Source organism: Kitasatospora sp. NPDC008050, assembly GCF_042957465.1.
Taxonomy (GTDB): domain Bacteria; phylum Actinomycetota; class Actinomycetes; order Streptomycetales; family Streptomycetaceae; genus Kitasatospora.
Genome location: NZ_JBIBIJ010000002.1, coordinates 585,540 through 599,735, shown reverse-complemented (window position 1 = coordinate 599,735; position 14,196 = coordinate 585,540). Strand labels below are relative to the sequence as shown.

The 14,196-nt window shown below is 72.0% G+C and carries 13 protein-coding genes; 6 read left to right on the top strand and 7 right to left on the bottom strand.

The genetic code is table 11. The features are described 5' to 3' along the window. Positions 1-41: 41 nt before the first annotated feature. The 4 genes from rsrA to ACFZB9_RS06115 all read right to left on the bottom strand — a co-directional run bounded on the left by rsrA (position 42) and on the right by ACFZB9_RS06115 (position 2,978). A complete protein-coding gene (rsrA, locus tag ACFZB9_RS06130; RefSeq protein WP_391444033.1) occupies positions 42-398 on the bottom strand; it encodes a mycothiol system anti-sigma-R factor in 357 nt (118 codons plus the stop codon). Beyond that, positions 395-1,045: a sigma-70 family RNA polymerase sigma factor gene (locus tag ACFZB9_RS06125; protein WP_184942562.1), complete on the bottom strand. Its 651-nt coding sequence runs from the start codon at positions 1,043-1,045 to the stop codon at positions 395-397. Before ACFZB9_RS06125 ends, rsrA begins: the two co-directional genes overlap by 4 nt. Before the next feature lie 434 nt (positions 1,046-1,479). Then, positions 1,480-2,151: an alpha/beta family hydrolase gene (locus ACFZB9_RS06120; RefSeq protein ID WP_391444032.1), complete on the bottom strand. Its 672-nt coding sequence runs from the start codon at positions 2,149-2,151 to the stop codon at positions 1,480-1,482. After that, positions 2,151-2,978 (bottom strand): SOS response-associated peptidase, encoded by an 828-nt coding sequence (locus ACFZB9_RS06115; protein WP_391444030.1) that lies wholly within the window; start codon positions 2,976-2,978, stop codon positions 2,151-2,153. The genes ACFZB9_RS06120 and ACFZB9_RS06115 overlap by 1 nt, the downstream gene beginning before the upstream one ends. A 135-nt stretch (positions 2,979-3,113) precedes the next feature. On the opposite strand from ACFZB9_RS06115, the gene ACFZB9_RS06110 reads away from it, so the two are divergent. The 5 genes from ACFZB9_RS06110 to hisN all read left to right on the top strand — a co-directional run bounded on the left by ACFZB9_RS06110 (position 3,114) and on the right by hisN (position 7,754). Beyond that, positions 3,114-3,821 (top strand): M50 family metallopeptidase, encoded by a 708-nt coding sequence (locus ACFZB9_RS06110; protein WP_391444028.1) that lies wholly within the window; start codon positions 3,114-3,116, stop codon positions 3,819-3,821. A gap of 105 nt (positions 3,822-3,926) precedes the next feature. Further along, a complete protein-coding gene (gene aroA, locus ACFZB9_RS06105) occupies positions 3,927-5,258 on the top strand; it encodes a 3-phosphoshikimate 1-carboxyvinyltransferase (RefSeq protein WP_391444027.1) in 1,332 nt (443 codons plus the stop codon). Positions 5,259-5,275: 17 nt separating this feature from the next. After that, positions 5,276-6,358, top strand: a complete 1,083-nt coding sequence (gene rsgA / locus ACFZB9_RS06100) for a ribosome small subunit-dependent GTPase A (RefSeq protein ID WP_391444025.1) — start codon at positions 5,276-5,278, stop codon at positions 6,356-6,358. 83 nt (positions 6,359-6,441) lie between these two features. Further along, entirely contained in the window at positions 6,442-6,765 is a 324-nt protein-coding gene (locus ACFZB9_RS06095; RefSeq protein WP_391444023.1) for a DMT family transporter, read from the top strand. Positions 6,766-6,956: 191 nt separating this feature from the next. Further along, positions 6,957-7,754, top strand: coding sequence for a histidinol-phosphatase (gene hisN, locus ACFZB9_RS06090; protein WP_391444021.1), 798 nt, complete (start codon positions 6,957-6,959; stop codon positions 7,752-7,754). A gap of 107 nt (positions 7,755-7,861) precedes the next feature. On the opposite strand, the gene ACFZB9_RS06085 is transcribed toward hisN, so the two are convergent. Beyond that, positions 7,862-9,337: a catalase gene (locus tag ACFZB9_RS06085; RefSeq protein WP_391444019.1), complete on the bottom strand. Its 1,476-nt coding sequence runs from the start codon at positions 9,335-9,337 to the stop codon at positions 7,862-7,864. Between the two features lie 100 nt (positions 9,338-9,437). Between ACFZB9_RS06085 and ACFZB9_RS06080 the strand changes: the two genes are divergently transcribed. Continuing rightward, positions 9,438-9,854: a Fur family transcriptional regulator gene (locus ACFZB9_RS06080; RefSeq protein ID WP_391444017.1), complete on the top strand. Its 417-nt coding sequence runs from the start codon at positions 9,438-9,440 to the stop codon at positions 9,852-9,854. Between the two features lie 16 nt (positions 9,855-9,870). Here the strand turns inward: ACFZB9_RS06080 and ACFZB9_RS06075 are convergent, their stop codons facing one another. Both ACFZB9_RS06075 and ACFZB9_RS06070 read right to left on the bottom strand, forming a co-directional pair. Continuing rightward, positions 9,871-11,799, bottom strand: a complete 1,929-nt coding sequence (locus ACFZB9_RS06075; RefSeq protein WP_391444015.1) for a tetratricopeptide repeat protein — start codon at positions 11,797-11,799, stop codon at positions 9,871-9,873. Between the two features lie 311 nt (positions 11,800-12,110). Continuing rightward, positions 12,111-14,141 (bottom strand): glycosyl hydrolase family 18 protein, encoded by a 2,031-nt coding sequence (locus ACFZB9_RS06070; protein ID WP_391444013.1) that lies wholly within the window; start codon positions 14,139-14,141, stop codon positions 12,111-12,113. Between the last annotated feature and the right edge of the window lie 55 nt (positions 14,142-14,196).

Here is a 14,196-nt window from a genome sequence, read left to right as displayed (position 1 = left end):
CCGAACGGCCTACCCCGCTGTCGGCCTGCACCACCGCCGGCCTATTCGGCGGGCGTCGCCGCCTGACCGGCCGCCAGCAGCCCGGCCTCCCCATGGACGGGGGCATCCGGAGCCACCTCGACCACGGGCTCGCCGCTGCGCTGGCCGGCCCGGATGCTGTCGATCCGGGCCAGGACCTTGCTCCGCAGATCCGACGGAGTGTCATCACACCCGCAGGAGCGCTTGATCAAGGCCTTGATGGCCTGCTCCAGGCCGTACTTCTCCAGGCAGGGCGAGCACTCCTCGAAGTGCTCGCGCAGCTTGGCGCAGTCGCCTTCGGCCATCTCGTTGTCAAGGAACTCGTAGAGGTGGTCAAGCACCTCGCCGCAGTCCGTGTTGTGCGGACCTCCGCAGCTCATGAGCCCGTGCCTTTCGCCTCGCGCCCAGCCCCGCTGCCCGCCGGGACCAGTCCGCGCTCGCGGGCGTAGTCCTCCAACATGCCCCGCAGTTGGCGGCGGCCTCGGTGCAGCCGGGACATCACCGTACCGATGGGGGTGCCCATGATGTCGGCGATCTCCTTGTATGCAAAGCCCTCGACGTCCGCGAGGTAGACCGCGATGCGGAACTCCTCGGGGATCGCCTGCAGGGCGTCCTTCACGTCACTGTCCGGCAGGTGGTCGAGCGCCTGGGTCTCGGCCGAGCGCAGACCGGTCGACATGTGCGACTCGGCCCGGGCCAGCTGCCAGTCCTCGATCTCCTCGGCGGCGGTGCGCTGCGGCTCCCGCTGCTTCTTGCGGTACGAGTTGATGAAGGTGTTGGTCAGGATGCGGTAGAGCCAGGCCTTGAGATTGGTGCCCTCGCGGAACTGGTGGAAGGAGGCATAGGCCTTGGCGAAGGCCTCCTGCAGCAGATCCTCGGCATCGGCCGGGTTGCGGGTCATCCGCAGCGCGGCCGAGTACATCGGGTCCAGGTAACCCAACGCGTCACGCTCGAAGCGCTCGCGGCGGGCCTGCTCACTCTCCTCGGCGGACACCCGGAAGGTGTCCTCGCCGATCGCCTCGGCCAGCTCCTCGCCGGTCAACGGCTCGACCACGGAGTCGGCAGCGTGCGACTCGGCCGCGAAGTCGGACCCGGCGGCGGGGTCGTGCCCGCCCGGGCCCACGTTCGGCTCGTCCTCGGTCGCGACGACCGGACCCACCTCCTCGCTGAATCGGGACCGGCCCACCGCGAGCCGACCCGGAAGGGAGGATATCGGGCTCACGGGCTTCTCGCCCGCGACGAGCCAATCGGACCACGGGAGGAAGGCGCTCTGCGCGCTTGCCTCGTCGGGTCGCTCGGGGCACGCGATCGGACCCATGTGCGCTGCCTTTCGCCTGGAGCACTGCTGACAGAGGGGTTAACCCGCCTCCTCGTCCAGGCATTCCCGGCCCTGCACAGAACGGGCGCCACCGCCAGCGGGCGGCCGTCGGTCCGCCGCGGCGGACCGACGGCCGCGACCGCTCAGCCGAGCGGCAGCTCCGCCAGCCAGTCCCCGACCGCCCCGGTGAGCTGCTCCAGCGCCGCCGCCTGCCCCAGCGGAGCCGACTTGGGCAGCACGAAGCCGTGGTTGGCGTAGGGCACCGACACCAGGCGCCGGCCTGCCGGAAACGCCGGGACCGCCGGAAAAACCGGGAACTCCCCGGGCGCCCCGAAGCTGTCCCGCTCCCCCTGCACCACCAGCGTCGGCAGCCCGCTGCCGAGCAGCTCCGCCACCCGCGAGCGCTCCGGCTTGCCGGGCGGGTGCAGCGGGAACGCCAGCGCCAGCACCGCCACCGCCCCACTGGCCGCGCCGGTCCGGCAGGCCACCCGGGCCCCCGCGCTGCGCCCGCCCACCACCAGCGGCACGCCCTCGGCGGCCAGCCGCTCGGCCACCGGCAGCCAGCCGGCGTCCAGCGTCTTCGGCGCCGGCGCCACCTTCTTGCCGGCCACCCGCCAGGGCTGCTCGACCAGCGCCACGGTGATCGCGCGGCCCGGCAGCGCGGCGGCCAGCGCCACCAGGTCGGCCGCCTCGATCCCGCCGCCCGCGCCGTGCCCGAGGCCGAGCACGGCCCTGGGGTGTCCGGCGGCCCGGTGCCAGCTGATCCTGGCCTCGCCCACCGGGGTGGCCACCAGGGTTGTCGACGGCCCGGTCATCAGAACAGCGCTCCCTCGGTCTCCGGGGTGGTCCGCTCGGTCAGCCCCGGGTGGTTGTTGCGGATGCTGCCGACGGCCGCGGAGACCGGCGTCAGAGCGAGCAGCCCGGGCCGCGGCGCGACCAGCAGCGCACGTGCCTGCTCGGGGTCGTCCAGGCCCGGGTCCAGCCAGTCGGCGAAGCTCTCGGGCTGCAGGAAGAGCGGCATCCGCTCGTGCACCGGCGCCAGCAGCGGTTCGGCCTCGGTGGTCACGATGGTGCAGGTCACCAGCCAGGCGGCCGGGTGGTCGGCGGCCACCGAGCGGTCGCGCCAGAACTCGTAGAGCCCGGCCAGCGCCAGCGGCGCGCCGTCCACCCGGCTGACGAAGAAGGGCTGCTTGCGGGGCCGGCCCTTGCCGGTGGCGCTCTCGATGGTCTGCCACTCGTAGTAGCCGTCCACCGGGAGCAGGCAGCGGCGGGAGGCGAAGGCCTGCCGGTAGGAGGGCTTCTCGTGGACGGTGTCGGCCCGCGCGTTGATCATCTTCACCGCGCTCTCCGGCGACTTCGACCAGGCCGGCACCAGGCCCCAGCGCAGCTGCCGCAGCTGGCGCACCGGCGTCGAGCCGCCCTTGGGCACCCGCTCCAGCACCACGAGGACCGGGTCGGTGGGGGCCACGTTCCAGCTCGGGGTCCACCCGGGCACGAGGGACTCCACAGAATCCCGCCGGGCAGAATCCCGCCGGGCCGAACCCCGTTGGGCCGAACCCCGTTGGGCAGGCTCCCACTGGCTGACGCCGAAGAGCTCGACGATGTCCTCCGGCTCGGTGCTCGCCGCGAATCGACCACACATACCGCTCAGCCTGCCATGCCCGCCGGGCCTTCTCACCCCTGACCGGGAACCGGTGGCTACCGCCCGGCGGTCCTCACATGGGAGGCTGCTGGCCTCCCTCGAACGGCAGACACTCCCGGCACGGCAGGAACGATCATGAACCAGAGCATCAGCGGAGTCTGGCAGCGGGTTCTGGGCACCCAGCCCGACCCGCCGCGCTGGCTGGTCCTCGGCTGCGCCGCGGTCGCCCTGCTGGCGATCCTGCCGCACCCGGTCTGGCGGGTGAGCCGCAACGTGGTGACCATCGCGCACGAGGGCGGGCACGGCCTGATCGCGCTGCTGACCGGGCGCCGGCTGGACAGCATCCGGCTGCACTCGGACACCTCGGGCCTGACCGTCTCCTCCGGACGGCCGACCGGCCCCGGCATGATCCTGACCGCCGCGGCCGGCTACACGGCTCCCTCGCTGCTGGGCCTGGGCGGCGCCATGCTGCTGGCCGCCGGGCGGATCACGGCGCTGCTGTGGATCTCGATCGCCCTGCTCGTGGCGATGCTGGTGATGATCAGGAACGCCTTCGGCCTGCTCTCGGTGGTGCTCACCGGCGGTGCCTTCTTCGCCATCTCCTGGTACGGCAGCGCCCAGTTCCAGGCCGCCTTCGCCTACCTGGGCATCTGGTTCCTGCTGCTGGCCGGGGTCCGCCCGGTGGTCGAGCTGCAGCGCAAGCGCCGCCTCGGCGGGGCCCGCGACTCGGACGCCGACCAGCTGGCCCGGCTGACCGGGGTGAGCGCGCTGCTCTGGGTGACGCTCTTCCTGGTGGTCGCGCTGGCCTGCCTGCTGGTGGGCGGCAGCCAGCTGCTGGCCTGACCGGCGTCCCGGTCCACGGTCGGGGAAGTTGTCCACAAGCTCCGGCTTGTCCACAGGTCGGTATATCTGCGAGGCCCGGATAGGGGGTCCCCCTAAACTGGCCGCATGACCGAGACCCTGTGGCCCGCCCCCGTCGCGACCACCGCTGTCGACGCGACCGTCACCATCCCCGGCTCCAAGTCCGTCACCAACCGGGCGCTGATCCTGGCGGCGCTGGCCGGTGAGCCCAGCTGGGTGCGGCGTCCGCTGCGCAGCCGGGACTCCCAGCTGATGGCGGACGGCCTGCGGGCCCTGGGGGTCGGCATCGAGGAGCTGGTCAACAACTCCTCCGGCGGTACCGGCGGCGGCGAGGCCTGGCGGATCATCCCGGCCGGCCGGCTCAGCGGCCCGGCCCGGGTGGACGTCGGCAACGCCGGCACCGTGATGCGCTTCCTGCCCCCGCTGGCCGTGCTCGCCGACGGCCCGGTCCACTTCGACGGTGACCCGCGCTCCTACGAGCGCCCGCAGCACGGCGTGATCGACTCGCTGCGCGCCCTCGGCGCCCGGATCGAGGACGACGGGCGCGGCGGCTTCCCGCTCACCGTGCACGGCACCGGCGCGCTGGACGGCGGCACGGTCGAGCTGGACGCCTCGTCCTCCTCCCAGTTCGTCAGCGCCCTGCTGCTCTCCGGCGCCCGCTACAACCAGGGCGTGGAGATCCGCAACGTCGGCGGTCCGGTCCCCTCGCTGCCGCACATCCGGATGACGGTCGACATGCTGCGGCTGGCCGGCGTCCAGGTCGACGCGCCGGAGGACGGCGGTGAGAAGGACGTCTGGCGGGTCACCCCCGGCGCGCTGCTCGGCCGGGACCTGGTGGTCGAGCCCGACCTGTCCAACGCCGCGCCGTTCTTCGCCGCCGCGCTGGTGACCGGCGGCCGGGTGACCGTGCGGGACTGGCCCAAGCACACCACCCAGCCCGGCGACCAGCTGCGCGAGATCTACACCCGGATGGGCGGCAGCTGCCGCTTCACCGACGAGGGCCTGGAGTTCAGCGGCACCGGCGTGATCCACGGCATCGACGCCGACCTGCACGACGTGGGCGAGCTGACCCCGGTGATCGCCGCCGTCGCCGCGCTGGCCGACTCCGAGTCGCACCTGTCCGGCATCGCCCACCTGCGCCTGCACGAGACGGACCGGCTGGCCGCGCTGGCCAAGGAGATCAACGACCTGGGCGGCGACGTGTCGGAGACCGAGGACGGCCTGCGGATCCGGCCGCGCCCGCTGCACGGTGGCACCTTCCACACCTACGAGGACCACCGCCTGGCCACCGCCGCGGCGGTGCTCGGCCTGGCCGTCCCGGGCGTCCAGGTGGAGAACGTGGCGACCACCGCCAAGACACTGCCGGACTTCCCGGCGATGTGGGCCGCACTGCTCGATCCAGTGACGGCCAGGGACTGAGCGGGAGTACCAGCACCATGCGCCGCTACGGCAAGGACGCCGACGAAGACGACATCCGCAACCGCCCGGGCCGCAAGGGCTCCCGGCCACGGACGCGGATCCGCCCCAAACACGAGGACGCCGACGAGGCGATGATCCTCACCGTCGACCGGGGCCGGCTGACCTGCCTGGTCGAGGCGGGCACCAAACGCGAGCGCGAGGTCGTCGCGATGAAGTCCCGGGAGCTGGGCCGCAAGGGCGTGGTGGTCGGTGACATCGTCAGCGTGATCGGCGACCTGTCCGGCGAGCCGGACACGCTGGCCCGGATCGTGCGGGTCGAGGAGCGCACCTCGGTGCTGCGGCGCACCGCCGACGACGACGACCCGTACGAGCGGATCGTGGTCGCCAACGCCCAGCAGCTGGCCATCGTCAGCGCGCTGGCGGACCCCGAGCCGCGGCCCCGGCTGATCGACCGCTGCCTGGTGGCGGCCTACGACGCGGGCATGGAACCGCTGCTGGTGCTCACCAAGTCCGACCTGGCCCCGGCCGAGCCGCTGCTGGAGACCTACGCGCCGCTGGGCATCTCCTATGTGGTCACCCGGCGCGACGAGCTGGCGACGGCCGGCGCCGAGGCCGTGCGCGAGCACCTGCGCGGGCTCTCCACCGTCTTCATCGGCCACTCCGGCGTCGGCAAGACCACCCTGGTCAACGCGCTGGTGCCGGAGCACCAGCGGAGCACCGGACGGGTCAACGCGGTCACCGGCCGCGGCCGGCACACCACCGTCTCGGCGCTGGCCCTGCGGCTGCCGCCGCCCCCCGGGGCCAAGCCGGGCTCCAAGAAGGCGCTGGATCCCGGCTGGGTGATCGACACCCCGGGCTTCCGCTCCTTCGGCCTGTCGCACATCGACCCGTCCCGGGTGATCCTCGCCTTCCCCGACCTGGAGCCCGGCACCGCGGACTGCCCGCGCGCCTGCAGCCACGACGAGCCGGACTGCGCGCTGGACGCCTGGGTGGCCGAGGGCCACGCCGAGCCGGCCCGGCTGTACTCACTGCGCCGTCTGCTGGCCTCCCGCGATCCCCGCGAGGAGGAGGCCGCCCGGGACGCCCGCGAGGAGGAGTGACGTGTCGGATCACCCATCAGCGGTGATCATATGAACGTAGATTGATCACACTCGATGGCCAGGACCACCAGGGAGGCGAACCGATGGCATGGCTCATGGTGGTCCTGGCCGGCCTGCTGGAGACCGGCTTCGCGATCAACCTGAAGCTGAGCCACGGTTTCACCAAGCTCGTCCCCACCGTCGCCTTCGCCCTCTTCGCGCTGAGCAGCTTCGGCCTGCTGACCCTCTCCCTGAAGCACCTGCCGGTCGGCAGCGCCTACGCGGTCTGGACCGGCATCGGCGCGGCCGGCACCGCGGTCTACGGGATGATCTGGATGAACGAGTCCTCCTCCGTCCTCAAGCTGGTCTCGATCTCCCTGGTCATCTGCGGCGTGGTCGGCCTCCAACTGAGCGGCTCCGGCCACTGATCCCCGGGCTGTCGCCCGGTTGTGCCGGCATCGGTGCCGACACCCCAGGAGCAAGATCCCGCTGCCCGAGCCCTTCCGCTTCAGCATCGACACCAGCGCCTTCCTCGCCTACCGGTCTCCCGAGGCCTCCTGAGGGTCCGCCACGCGAGCCGAACTGTCGATCCGCCGGGCAGCTCGCTACTGTTCGACCCATGGCCGACTACCACGATGATCTCCGCCTTGCCCATGTCCTCGCCGACTCGGCCGACTCGGTCACCCTGGAGCGATTCCGGGCGCTGGACCTGAAGATCGAGACCAAGCCCGACCTGACCCCCGTCAGCGACGCCGACAAGGCCGCCGAGGAGGCGGTCCGCAGCGTGCTGCAGCGCGCCAGGCCGCGGGACGCGGTGCTGGGTGAGGAGTTCGGGCTGGTCGGCTCGGGTCCCCGGCGCTGGGTGATCGACCCGATCGACGGGACGAAGAACTACATCCGCGGCGTGCCGGTCTGGGCCACCCTGATCGCGCTGCTGGAGGAGGACGCGGACGGCGAGCAGCACCCGGTGGTGGGCATCGTCTCGGCGCCCGCGCTGCACCGGCGCTGGTGGGCGGCGAAGGGGCTGGGCGCCTACGCGGGGCGCAGCCTGGCCAACGCGGGGCGGATCCGGGTCTCGGGCGTCTCCCGGCTGGCGGACGCCTCGCTCTCCTACTCCTCGCTGAGCGGCTGGGAGGAGCGCGGCCGGCTCGACCCGTTCCTCGACCTCACCCGGGCCTGCTGGCGGACCCGGGCGTACGGCGACTTCTGGTCGTACATGATGCTCGCCGAGGGCGCGGTGGACATCGCCGCGGAACCGGAGCTGAGCCTGTGGGACATGGCGGCGCCGTGCATCGTGGTGCAGGAGGCCGGCGGCCGCTTCACCGGTCTCGACGGCATCGACGGGCCGGGCGGCGCCGATGCGGTGGCCTCCAACGGCATCCTGCACGAGGAGATGCTGCAGCGGCTCAGCGTGTGAGCCCGGGCGGATGAGCCCGGGCGCGTGGGCCGACGCCGGAACTGGGTGCGGGCCCCGACGGTCAGTCAACTGACCGTCGGGGCCCGCCGCTCACGGGGTGCCGCCGGTTACTGCTTGCGCAGCTCGCGGACGGCGGCCTCCAGGCGCTGACCGTAGTCGGCGTCGGCCTGGCGGAAGTTGCCGATCGCCCGCTCCACGATGTCCTCGCGGTCGGCGGAGACCTTGGCTATGAAGCCGGCCAGGTTGGCGACCAGGCGCTGCTTCTCGTCCTCGGAGAAGAGCCGGTAGAGGTTGCCGGCCTGGACGAAGTCGTTGTCCTCGCTGTGCGAGGGCGCCTCGAAGGTGCCGGTGAGGCCGTTGACCTCGGTGGCGGCCCAGAGCGGGCGGCCGGTCTCGACCGGGCCGCCGAAGCTGTTCGGCTCGTAGTTCTTCTGGCGGCCGTGGCGGCCGTCGTAGAGGTAGCCGTCGCGGCTGTTGTTGCGCGCCTCGGTGGCGTGCGGGCGGTTCACCGGCAGGTGGTCGGCGTTGATGCCGACCCGGTAGCGGTGGGCGTCCGCGTAGGCGAACAGCCGGCCCTGCAGCATCTTGTCCGGGGAGGGGCCGATCCCGGGCACGAAGTGCGCCGGGGAGAAGATCGACTGCTCGACCTCGGCGAAGATGTTGTCGGGGTTGCGGTTCAGCTCCAGCTTGCCGATCTCGATCGGCGGGTAGTCCTCGTGCGGCCAGACCTTGGTCAGGTCGAACGGGTTGAAGCGGTAGTTCGCGGCGTCGGCGGCCGGCATGATCTGCACCTGCACGGTCCAGCTCGGGAACTCGCCGCGCTCGATGGACTCGCGCAGGTCGCGCTGGTGGCTGTCGGCGTCCTCGCCCGCGAGCTTCGCCGCCTCGTCGGCCGTCAGGTTCTTGATCCCCTGGTCGGTCTTGAAGTGGTACTTCACCCAGAAGTACTCGCCGGCCTCGTTCTGCCACTGGTAGGTGTGCGAGCCGTAGCCGTTGAGGTGGCGGTAGGTCGCCGGGATGCCGCGGTCACCGAAGAGCCAGGTCACCTGGTGGGTCGACTCGGGCGACAGGCCCCAGAAGTCCCAGACGTTGTCGGCCTCCTGCGAGCCGGTGTACGGGTCGCGCTTCTGGGTGTGGATGAAGTCGGGGAACTTGATGGCGTCCTTGATGAAGAACACCGGGGTGTTGTTGCCGACGAGGTCGTAGTTGCCGTCCTCGGTGTAGAACTTCAGCGCGAAACCGCGCGGGTCCCGCACGGCGTCGGCCGAGCCGAGGTTGCCGGCCACGGTGGAGAACCGCAGGAAGGTCTCGGTCTGCTTGCCCACCTCGGAGAGGAACGCCGCCCGGGTGTACTGCGTGACGTCGGCGGTCACCGTGAAGGTGCCGTAGGCCGCCGCACCACGGGCGTGCACCACACGCTCCGGGATCCGCTCGCGGTTGAAGTGGGCGAGCTTCTCGAACAGCAGCTGGTCCTGGATCAGGGCCGGTCCGCCGATGCCGGCGCTCGCCGTGTTCTGGTTGTCGGCCACCGGCGCACCGGCCTCAGTGGTCAGGGTTGGCCGCAGCTCGTCCTGGGCAGTCATGGGAGCACCTCCGTGTGATCCGGTCGTGTGACTCGATCCTAACTTGGACTTTGTCTAAGTCAACACTGGACCTAACCTCGGACCTTGCTATCGTTTGTGTATGAGCGATCTCCTGGCACGGCTACGCGAGCAGGGCTGGCGACTCACCGCACAGCGGCGTGTCGTGGCCGAGGTCCTCGACGGCGAACACGTCCACCTCACCGCCGACGAGGTGCACGCCCGCGCGGTCGGCCTGTTGCCGGAGATCAGCCGCGCCACGGTCTACAACACGCTGGGCGAGCTGGTGTCACTCGGCGAGGTGCTGGAGGTCAGCACGGACGGGCGGGCCAAGCGCTACGACCCCAACGCGCACCACTCGCACCAGCACCTGATCTGCTCGTCCTGCGGCACCATCAGGGACGTCCACCCCAGCGGCGACCCGCTCGCCGCGCTGCCGGCCGCCGAGCGGTTCGGCTTCGCCGTCTCCGGCGCCGAGATCACCTACCGCGGCCTGTGCCCGGACTGCCGGGCGCACTGACCGCACACCGCACGGGTCAGGCGCTGAGCTCCGGGCGCAGCGCGTCCAGCAGTCGCGCCGCGCGCTCGGCGACCTCCGGCGGACCGTAGTCGGTGGCCCGCTTGCACCAGTTCTCCGCCTGCACCGGCTCACCGCGGCGCAGCGCCAGCAGGGCGAGCCGCAGCGCGGCCCGGCCGTGCCCGGCATCGGCGGCCCTGGTGTACCAGAGCATCGCCTCCGCCTCGCGCTCCTGGCGGGCCAGCAGCAGGCCCAGGTTGAAGGCACCGCTGCGGCTGCCGCTCGCGGCCGCCCGGCGGTACCAGCTCTCGGCGATCTCCAGCGCGCCACGCTCGGCGGCCCGCACGCCCATCCGGACCTGGGCCCGGCTGTGGTCGGCGTCGGCCGCGACGGCGTACCAGTGCTCGGCCTCCTCCGGCACGTCCCCGCGCCGGTCCAGCAGCGAGGCGAGACGGAACGCGCCCTCGGCGGAGCCGCCGGTGGCCGCCTGGCGGTAGCGCTCCAGCGCGGCGGAGAGGTCACCGCGCTGCTCCTTGACCACCGCGAGCTGCAGCGCGGCCTCGCCATGCCCCTCGGCGGCGGCCCGGGCGTACCACTCCTGGGCCTGCTGGTGCTCGCCCCGGTTCGCGTGCAGGATGCCGAGGTTGAAGGCACCGTCCACGCTGCCCGCCTCGGCGGCCTTGGAGAACCAGGGCTCGGCGCCCGACTCGTCGCCGCGCTGCAACAGGATCACGGCCAGCGCGTTGCACGCCTCCCGGTGACCGGCGTAGGCGGCCCGCCGGTACCACTGCTCGGCCTGCGCCTGGCGGCCGGCGCTCGCGCACAGCAGGCCCAGGTTGAAGGCGCCGTTGTGGTCGCCGGCCTCCAGCGCGGCCCGGTACCAGCGTTCGGCGGCGTCGTCCTCGCCACGGCCCGCGTGCAGCGCGCCGAGCGCGTTGGCCGCGTTGCCGTCGCCGGCCTCGGCCGCCTCCTGCCACCACTCGGCCGCCGACGGCAGGTCGCCGCAGTCGCGCAGCAGGAAGCCCAGCGCGCAGGCCGCCCGCGGCTCGCCGTTCTGCGCGGACTGCCGGTACCAGCGGGCCGCCTCCTCGCGCAGCGCCCGGTCGCCCTTGGCCCGCTCCTCGACCAGCACGCCCAGGCGCAGCGCCGCCCTGGCGTGGCTGCGCGCGGCGGCCGTGCGGTACCAGGTCTCGGCGCTCTCCTTGTCCCCGGCCGCCTCGCGCATCCGGGCCAGCCGGTAGGCGGCCTCGCGGTGGCCCGCGTCGGCGGCCACCTTGAACCAGCGCTCGGCCCGGACGTCGCGCCGATGCTCCATCAGGTCGCCCAGTGCGTAGGCGCCGAGCGCGTGCCCCTGTTCGGCGGCGAAGTGCAGCCAGTACTCGGCGGCCTCCTCGTCGCCGTGGTCGCGCAGGTGCAGACCGAGCGCGTGCGCGGCCGGGGCACTGCCCGCCACGGCGGCCTGGCGCCACCAGCCGCCGGCCTCGGCCCGGTGGCCGCGCTGGTGCAGCAGCACACCGAGGTTGTTGGCGGCGGCGCGCAGCCCGGCCGCGGCACCCTTGCGCAGATACGGTTCGGCGTCGTCCAGATCACCGCGGCGCAGCAGCAGCGCGCCGAGCTGGCTGGCCGCGTTGGGGTCGCCGGCGTCGGCGGAGGCCCGGTGCCTGGCCTCCAGCGCGGCCGACTCGCGGGCGGCCAGTTCGCTCTCGAACGAGGCGGTGGCGGATTCGGGGTCGTCCACGCCGCCGTCCACCGGGCCATGGCCGGCCGCGGCGGCCGGGTAGCGGCCACCGACCTGCGGCACGGGGACGTGGACCAGGCTCTCGGGGCCGTACGGACGCCTGGCCCCGGTACGCCAACTGCCGCGCTGGGCGGGAACCGGCGCGGACTCGGTGTCGATGTCCTGCTGGGGCGCAGCGGTCTGCGGCTGGCTCTTGCCGATCAGCTTCATGCCGACTCCCGCTCCCCCCGAGTGCCGCGGCGTCCATCGGGGGCCCCGGTCGGCTCACGGCGCATCAACTGCCGTGCCCCGTCCCCCATGTGTTCCATCGTCGCATCACCCGAACACCCGCGTACACCGACCCGCGCGATTTTGCCGGGCTGGGCCGAAGCCAGCGAGATTGCTTCAGCGTTTTGTCGATTTCCCGACACTTGCGCCTCACAAACCCCGCGGCACCGGGTGATGTGCCGAGTGTCCTTCCATAGTACCGGAGGCGGTGCCACCGCTTATGGGTGACACCGCCTCCGTCAGCTCACGAACCCTCAGCTCACGCTGATGTCATCCGCGTAGTACGTACCCTGCCCGTACCAGCCGTGCACCCAGATGGTCACCGAAGTGACCGAGGAGCCGGTGGTGAACTTGGTGGAGAGCTGGGACCAGCCGGGGCTGCTGGTCCAGGCGGAGGTGTCCGCGCCGGAGCCGGTCACCCCGAGGTAGGTGTAGCTGCCCTGCACCCAACCGGACAGCGTGTAGCTGGTGTTGGGTTTGACCGTGACGGTCTGCGAGCACTGGGCGTCGTCACTGCTGCTGGCGGCGCCCGCCAGGGCGTGCGAGCCGGAGTGCACCGGGGTCGACACCACCGACCCCAGGTTTCCGGTGCAGGTCCACGGGGAGAGCGAACCGGACTCGAAGCCGCCGTTCGCCACGATGCCGCCCGCCGGAGGCGTGGGGGTGGGAGTCGGCGTGGGCGTGGGCGTCGGGGTGGGCGTCGGGGTGGGCGTGGGGGTGGGGGTGGGCGTCGGCGTCGGGGTGGGCGTCGGCGTCGGTGTCGGCGCCGCGCAGGAGGCCGCGGACCCGTTGGTGTCGGTCACCGCGGCGTTGAAGAGGGTGGCGGCCGGGTCCAGGTCGTAGAGCGAGAACATCATCGTCCCGCCCAGCCCGTTGCAGTGCAGGTAGTCCGCCTTGGCCTGGATCGACTGGGCGTCCTCACCCGACCAGAGGTTGGTGCCGTCGTAGAAGTACGCGGCCTGTGCCGCCGGATCCCAGAAGGTGTCGGCGGGGTTGTCGACCACGCCGGAGAGCTCCTTGTACATCCGGGTCCCGGCCACGTTGCCCGAGTCCGCCGCGCCCGGGGCCGGCCCGGTGGCCGTCTGGAAGAGCCCGTGGTTGCTGCCCGCCGGCACGCCGGTCCAGCCGCGGTAGTAGAACGGCACCCCGATGTTGAGCTTGTTCGCCGGGAAGCCGCCGGGTATCCCGTACTGCGGATCGCCCACCGTGTAGGCCTTGATCGCCTCGTCGGTGGAGTACTTGCTGGTCCCGGGGGCGATCGGAGTGGACGGGTCCGCCGGGTTGTCGTACAGCGGCGACTGGTGGTTGGTCTGGGTGGGTTCCCAACCGCCGTGCATGTCATAGGTCATGGGGTCGCCGAAGGTCAGGTACTGGCCGATCTTGTCGGTCTCGACGTTCTGGATCTTGTCCTGACCGGCCGGCAGCGCCGCCGAGAGCGAGTAGGTCTTGCCGTCGGCCGCGCCCTGGGCGTCCAGCTCGCTGCGGAACTCGGCCAGCAGTGCGGTGAAGTTCTGCTTGTCCGCCGCACTGGCGTGGTTGCCGACGTGGCCGCCGCCGCCCGGGTACTCCCAGTCGATGTCGAAGCCGTCGAAGATGCCCTTGCCGGTCCCCGGGCCGCCGTAGCCGTTCTGCGAGGGCAGGTTGCCCTTGATGAACATGTCGATGCAGGAGGAGACCAGCTTCTTGCGCGAGGCGTCGGTGGCCGCCGCGTCCGAGAAGTACTTGGAGTACGTCCAACCACCCAGGCTCAGCACGACCTTGAGGTTGGGGTACTTCGCCTTCAGCTCCTGGAGCTGGTGGAAGTTGCCCACGATCGGCTGGTTCCAGGTGTCGGTGCTGCCGTCCACGCTGTTGCCGTTGGCGAAGGTCTTGCCGTAGTCGGCGTACGAGTCCCCGGCCCCGTCACCCGCGTTGGGGTTGTTCTCGTCCTGCGAGGCGGCCGAATTGGCCTCGAAGCAGGTGAGATTGGTGGGGTCGATGTTCTCGAAGTCGTAGATCAGGTAGTTGAGGTTGGTCGCCTCGCCGCTGTCGGACACGTTCTTCAGGTAGAAAGCGTTCTGGTAGACCGACCACTGGTCGTAGTAAGCCACCTTCATTCCGCCCGAAGTGGCGGGCGCACCCGTGGTGTTGGCGGGCACAACCGGTGCGGCGGCCGGTGGGGCGACCACCGCCGGCTGACTCTGGGAGGCCTGGGCATGAGCCATGCCCAGCACCGACAGGGCGCCACCCAGCAGGATGGAGGCTGCCGAGGTCACCGCCCATGCCGACTTGTTCGCTCTGCGCATGCGGTTCTCTCCTGTGATGTGGGGGTTGAGGAGACCGCCGATCCGCTCGCCGCGC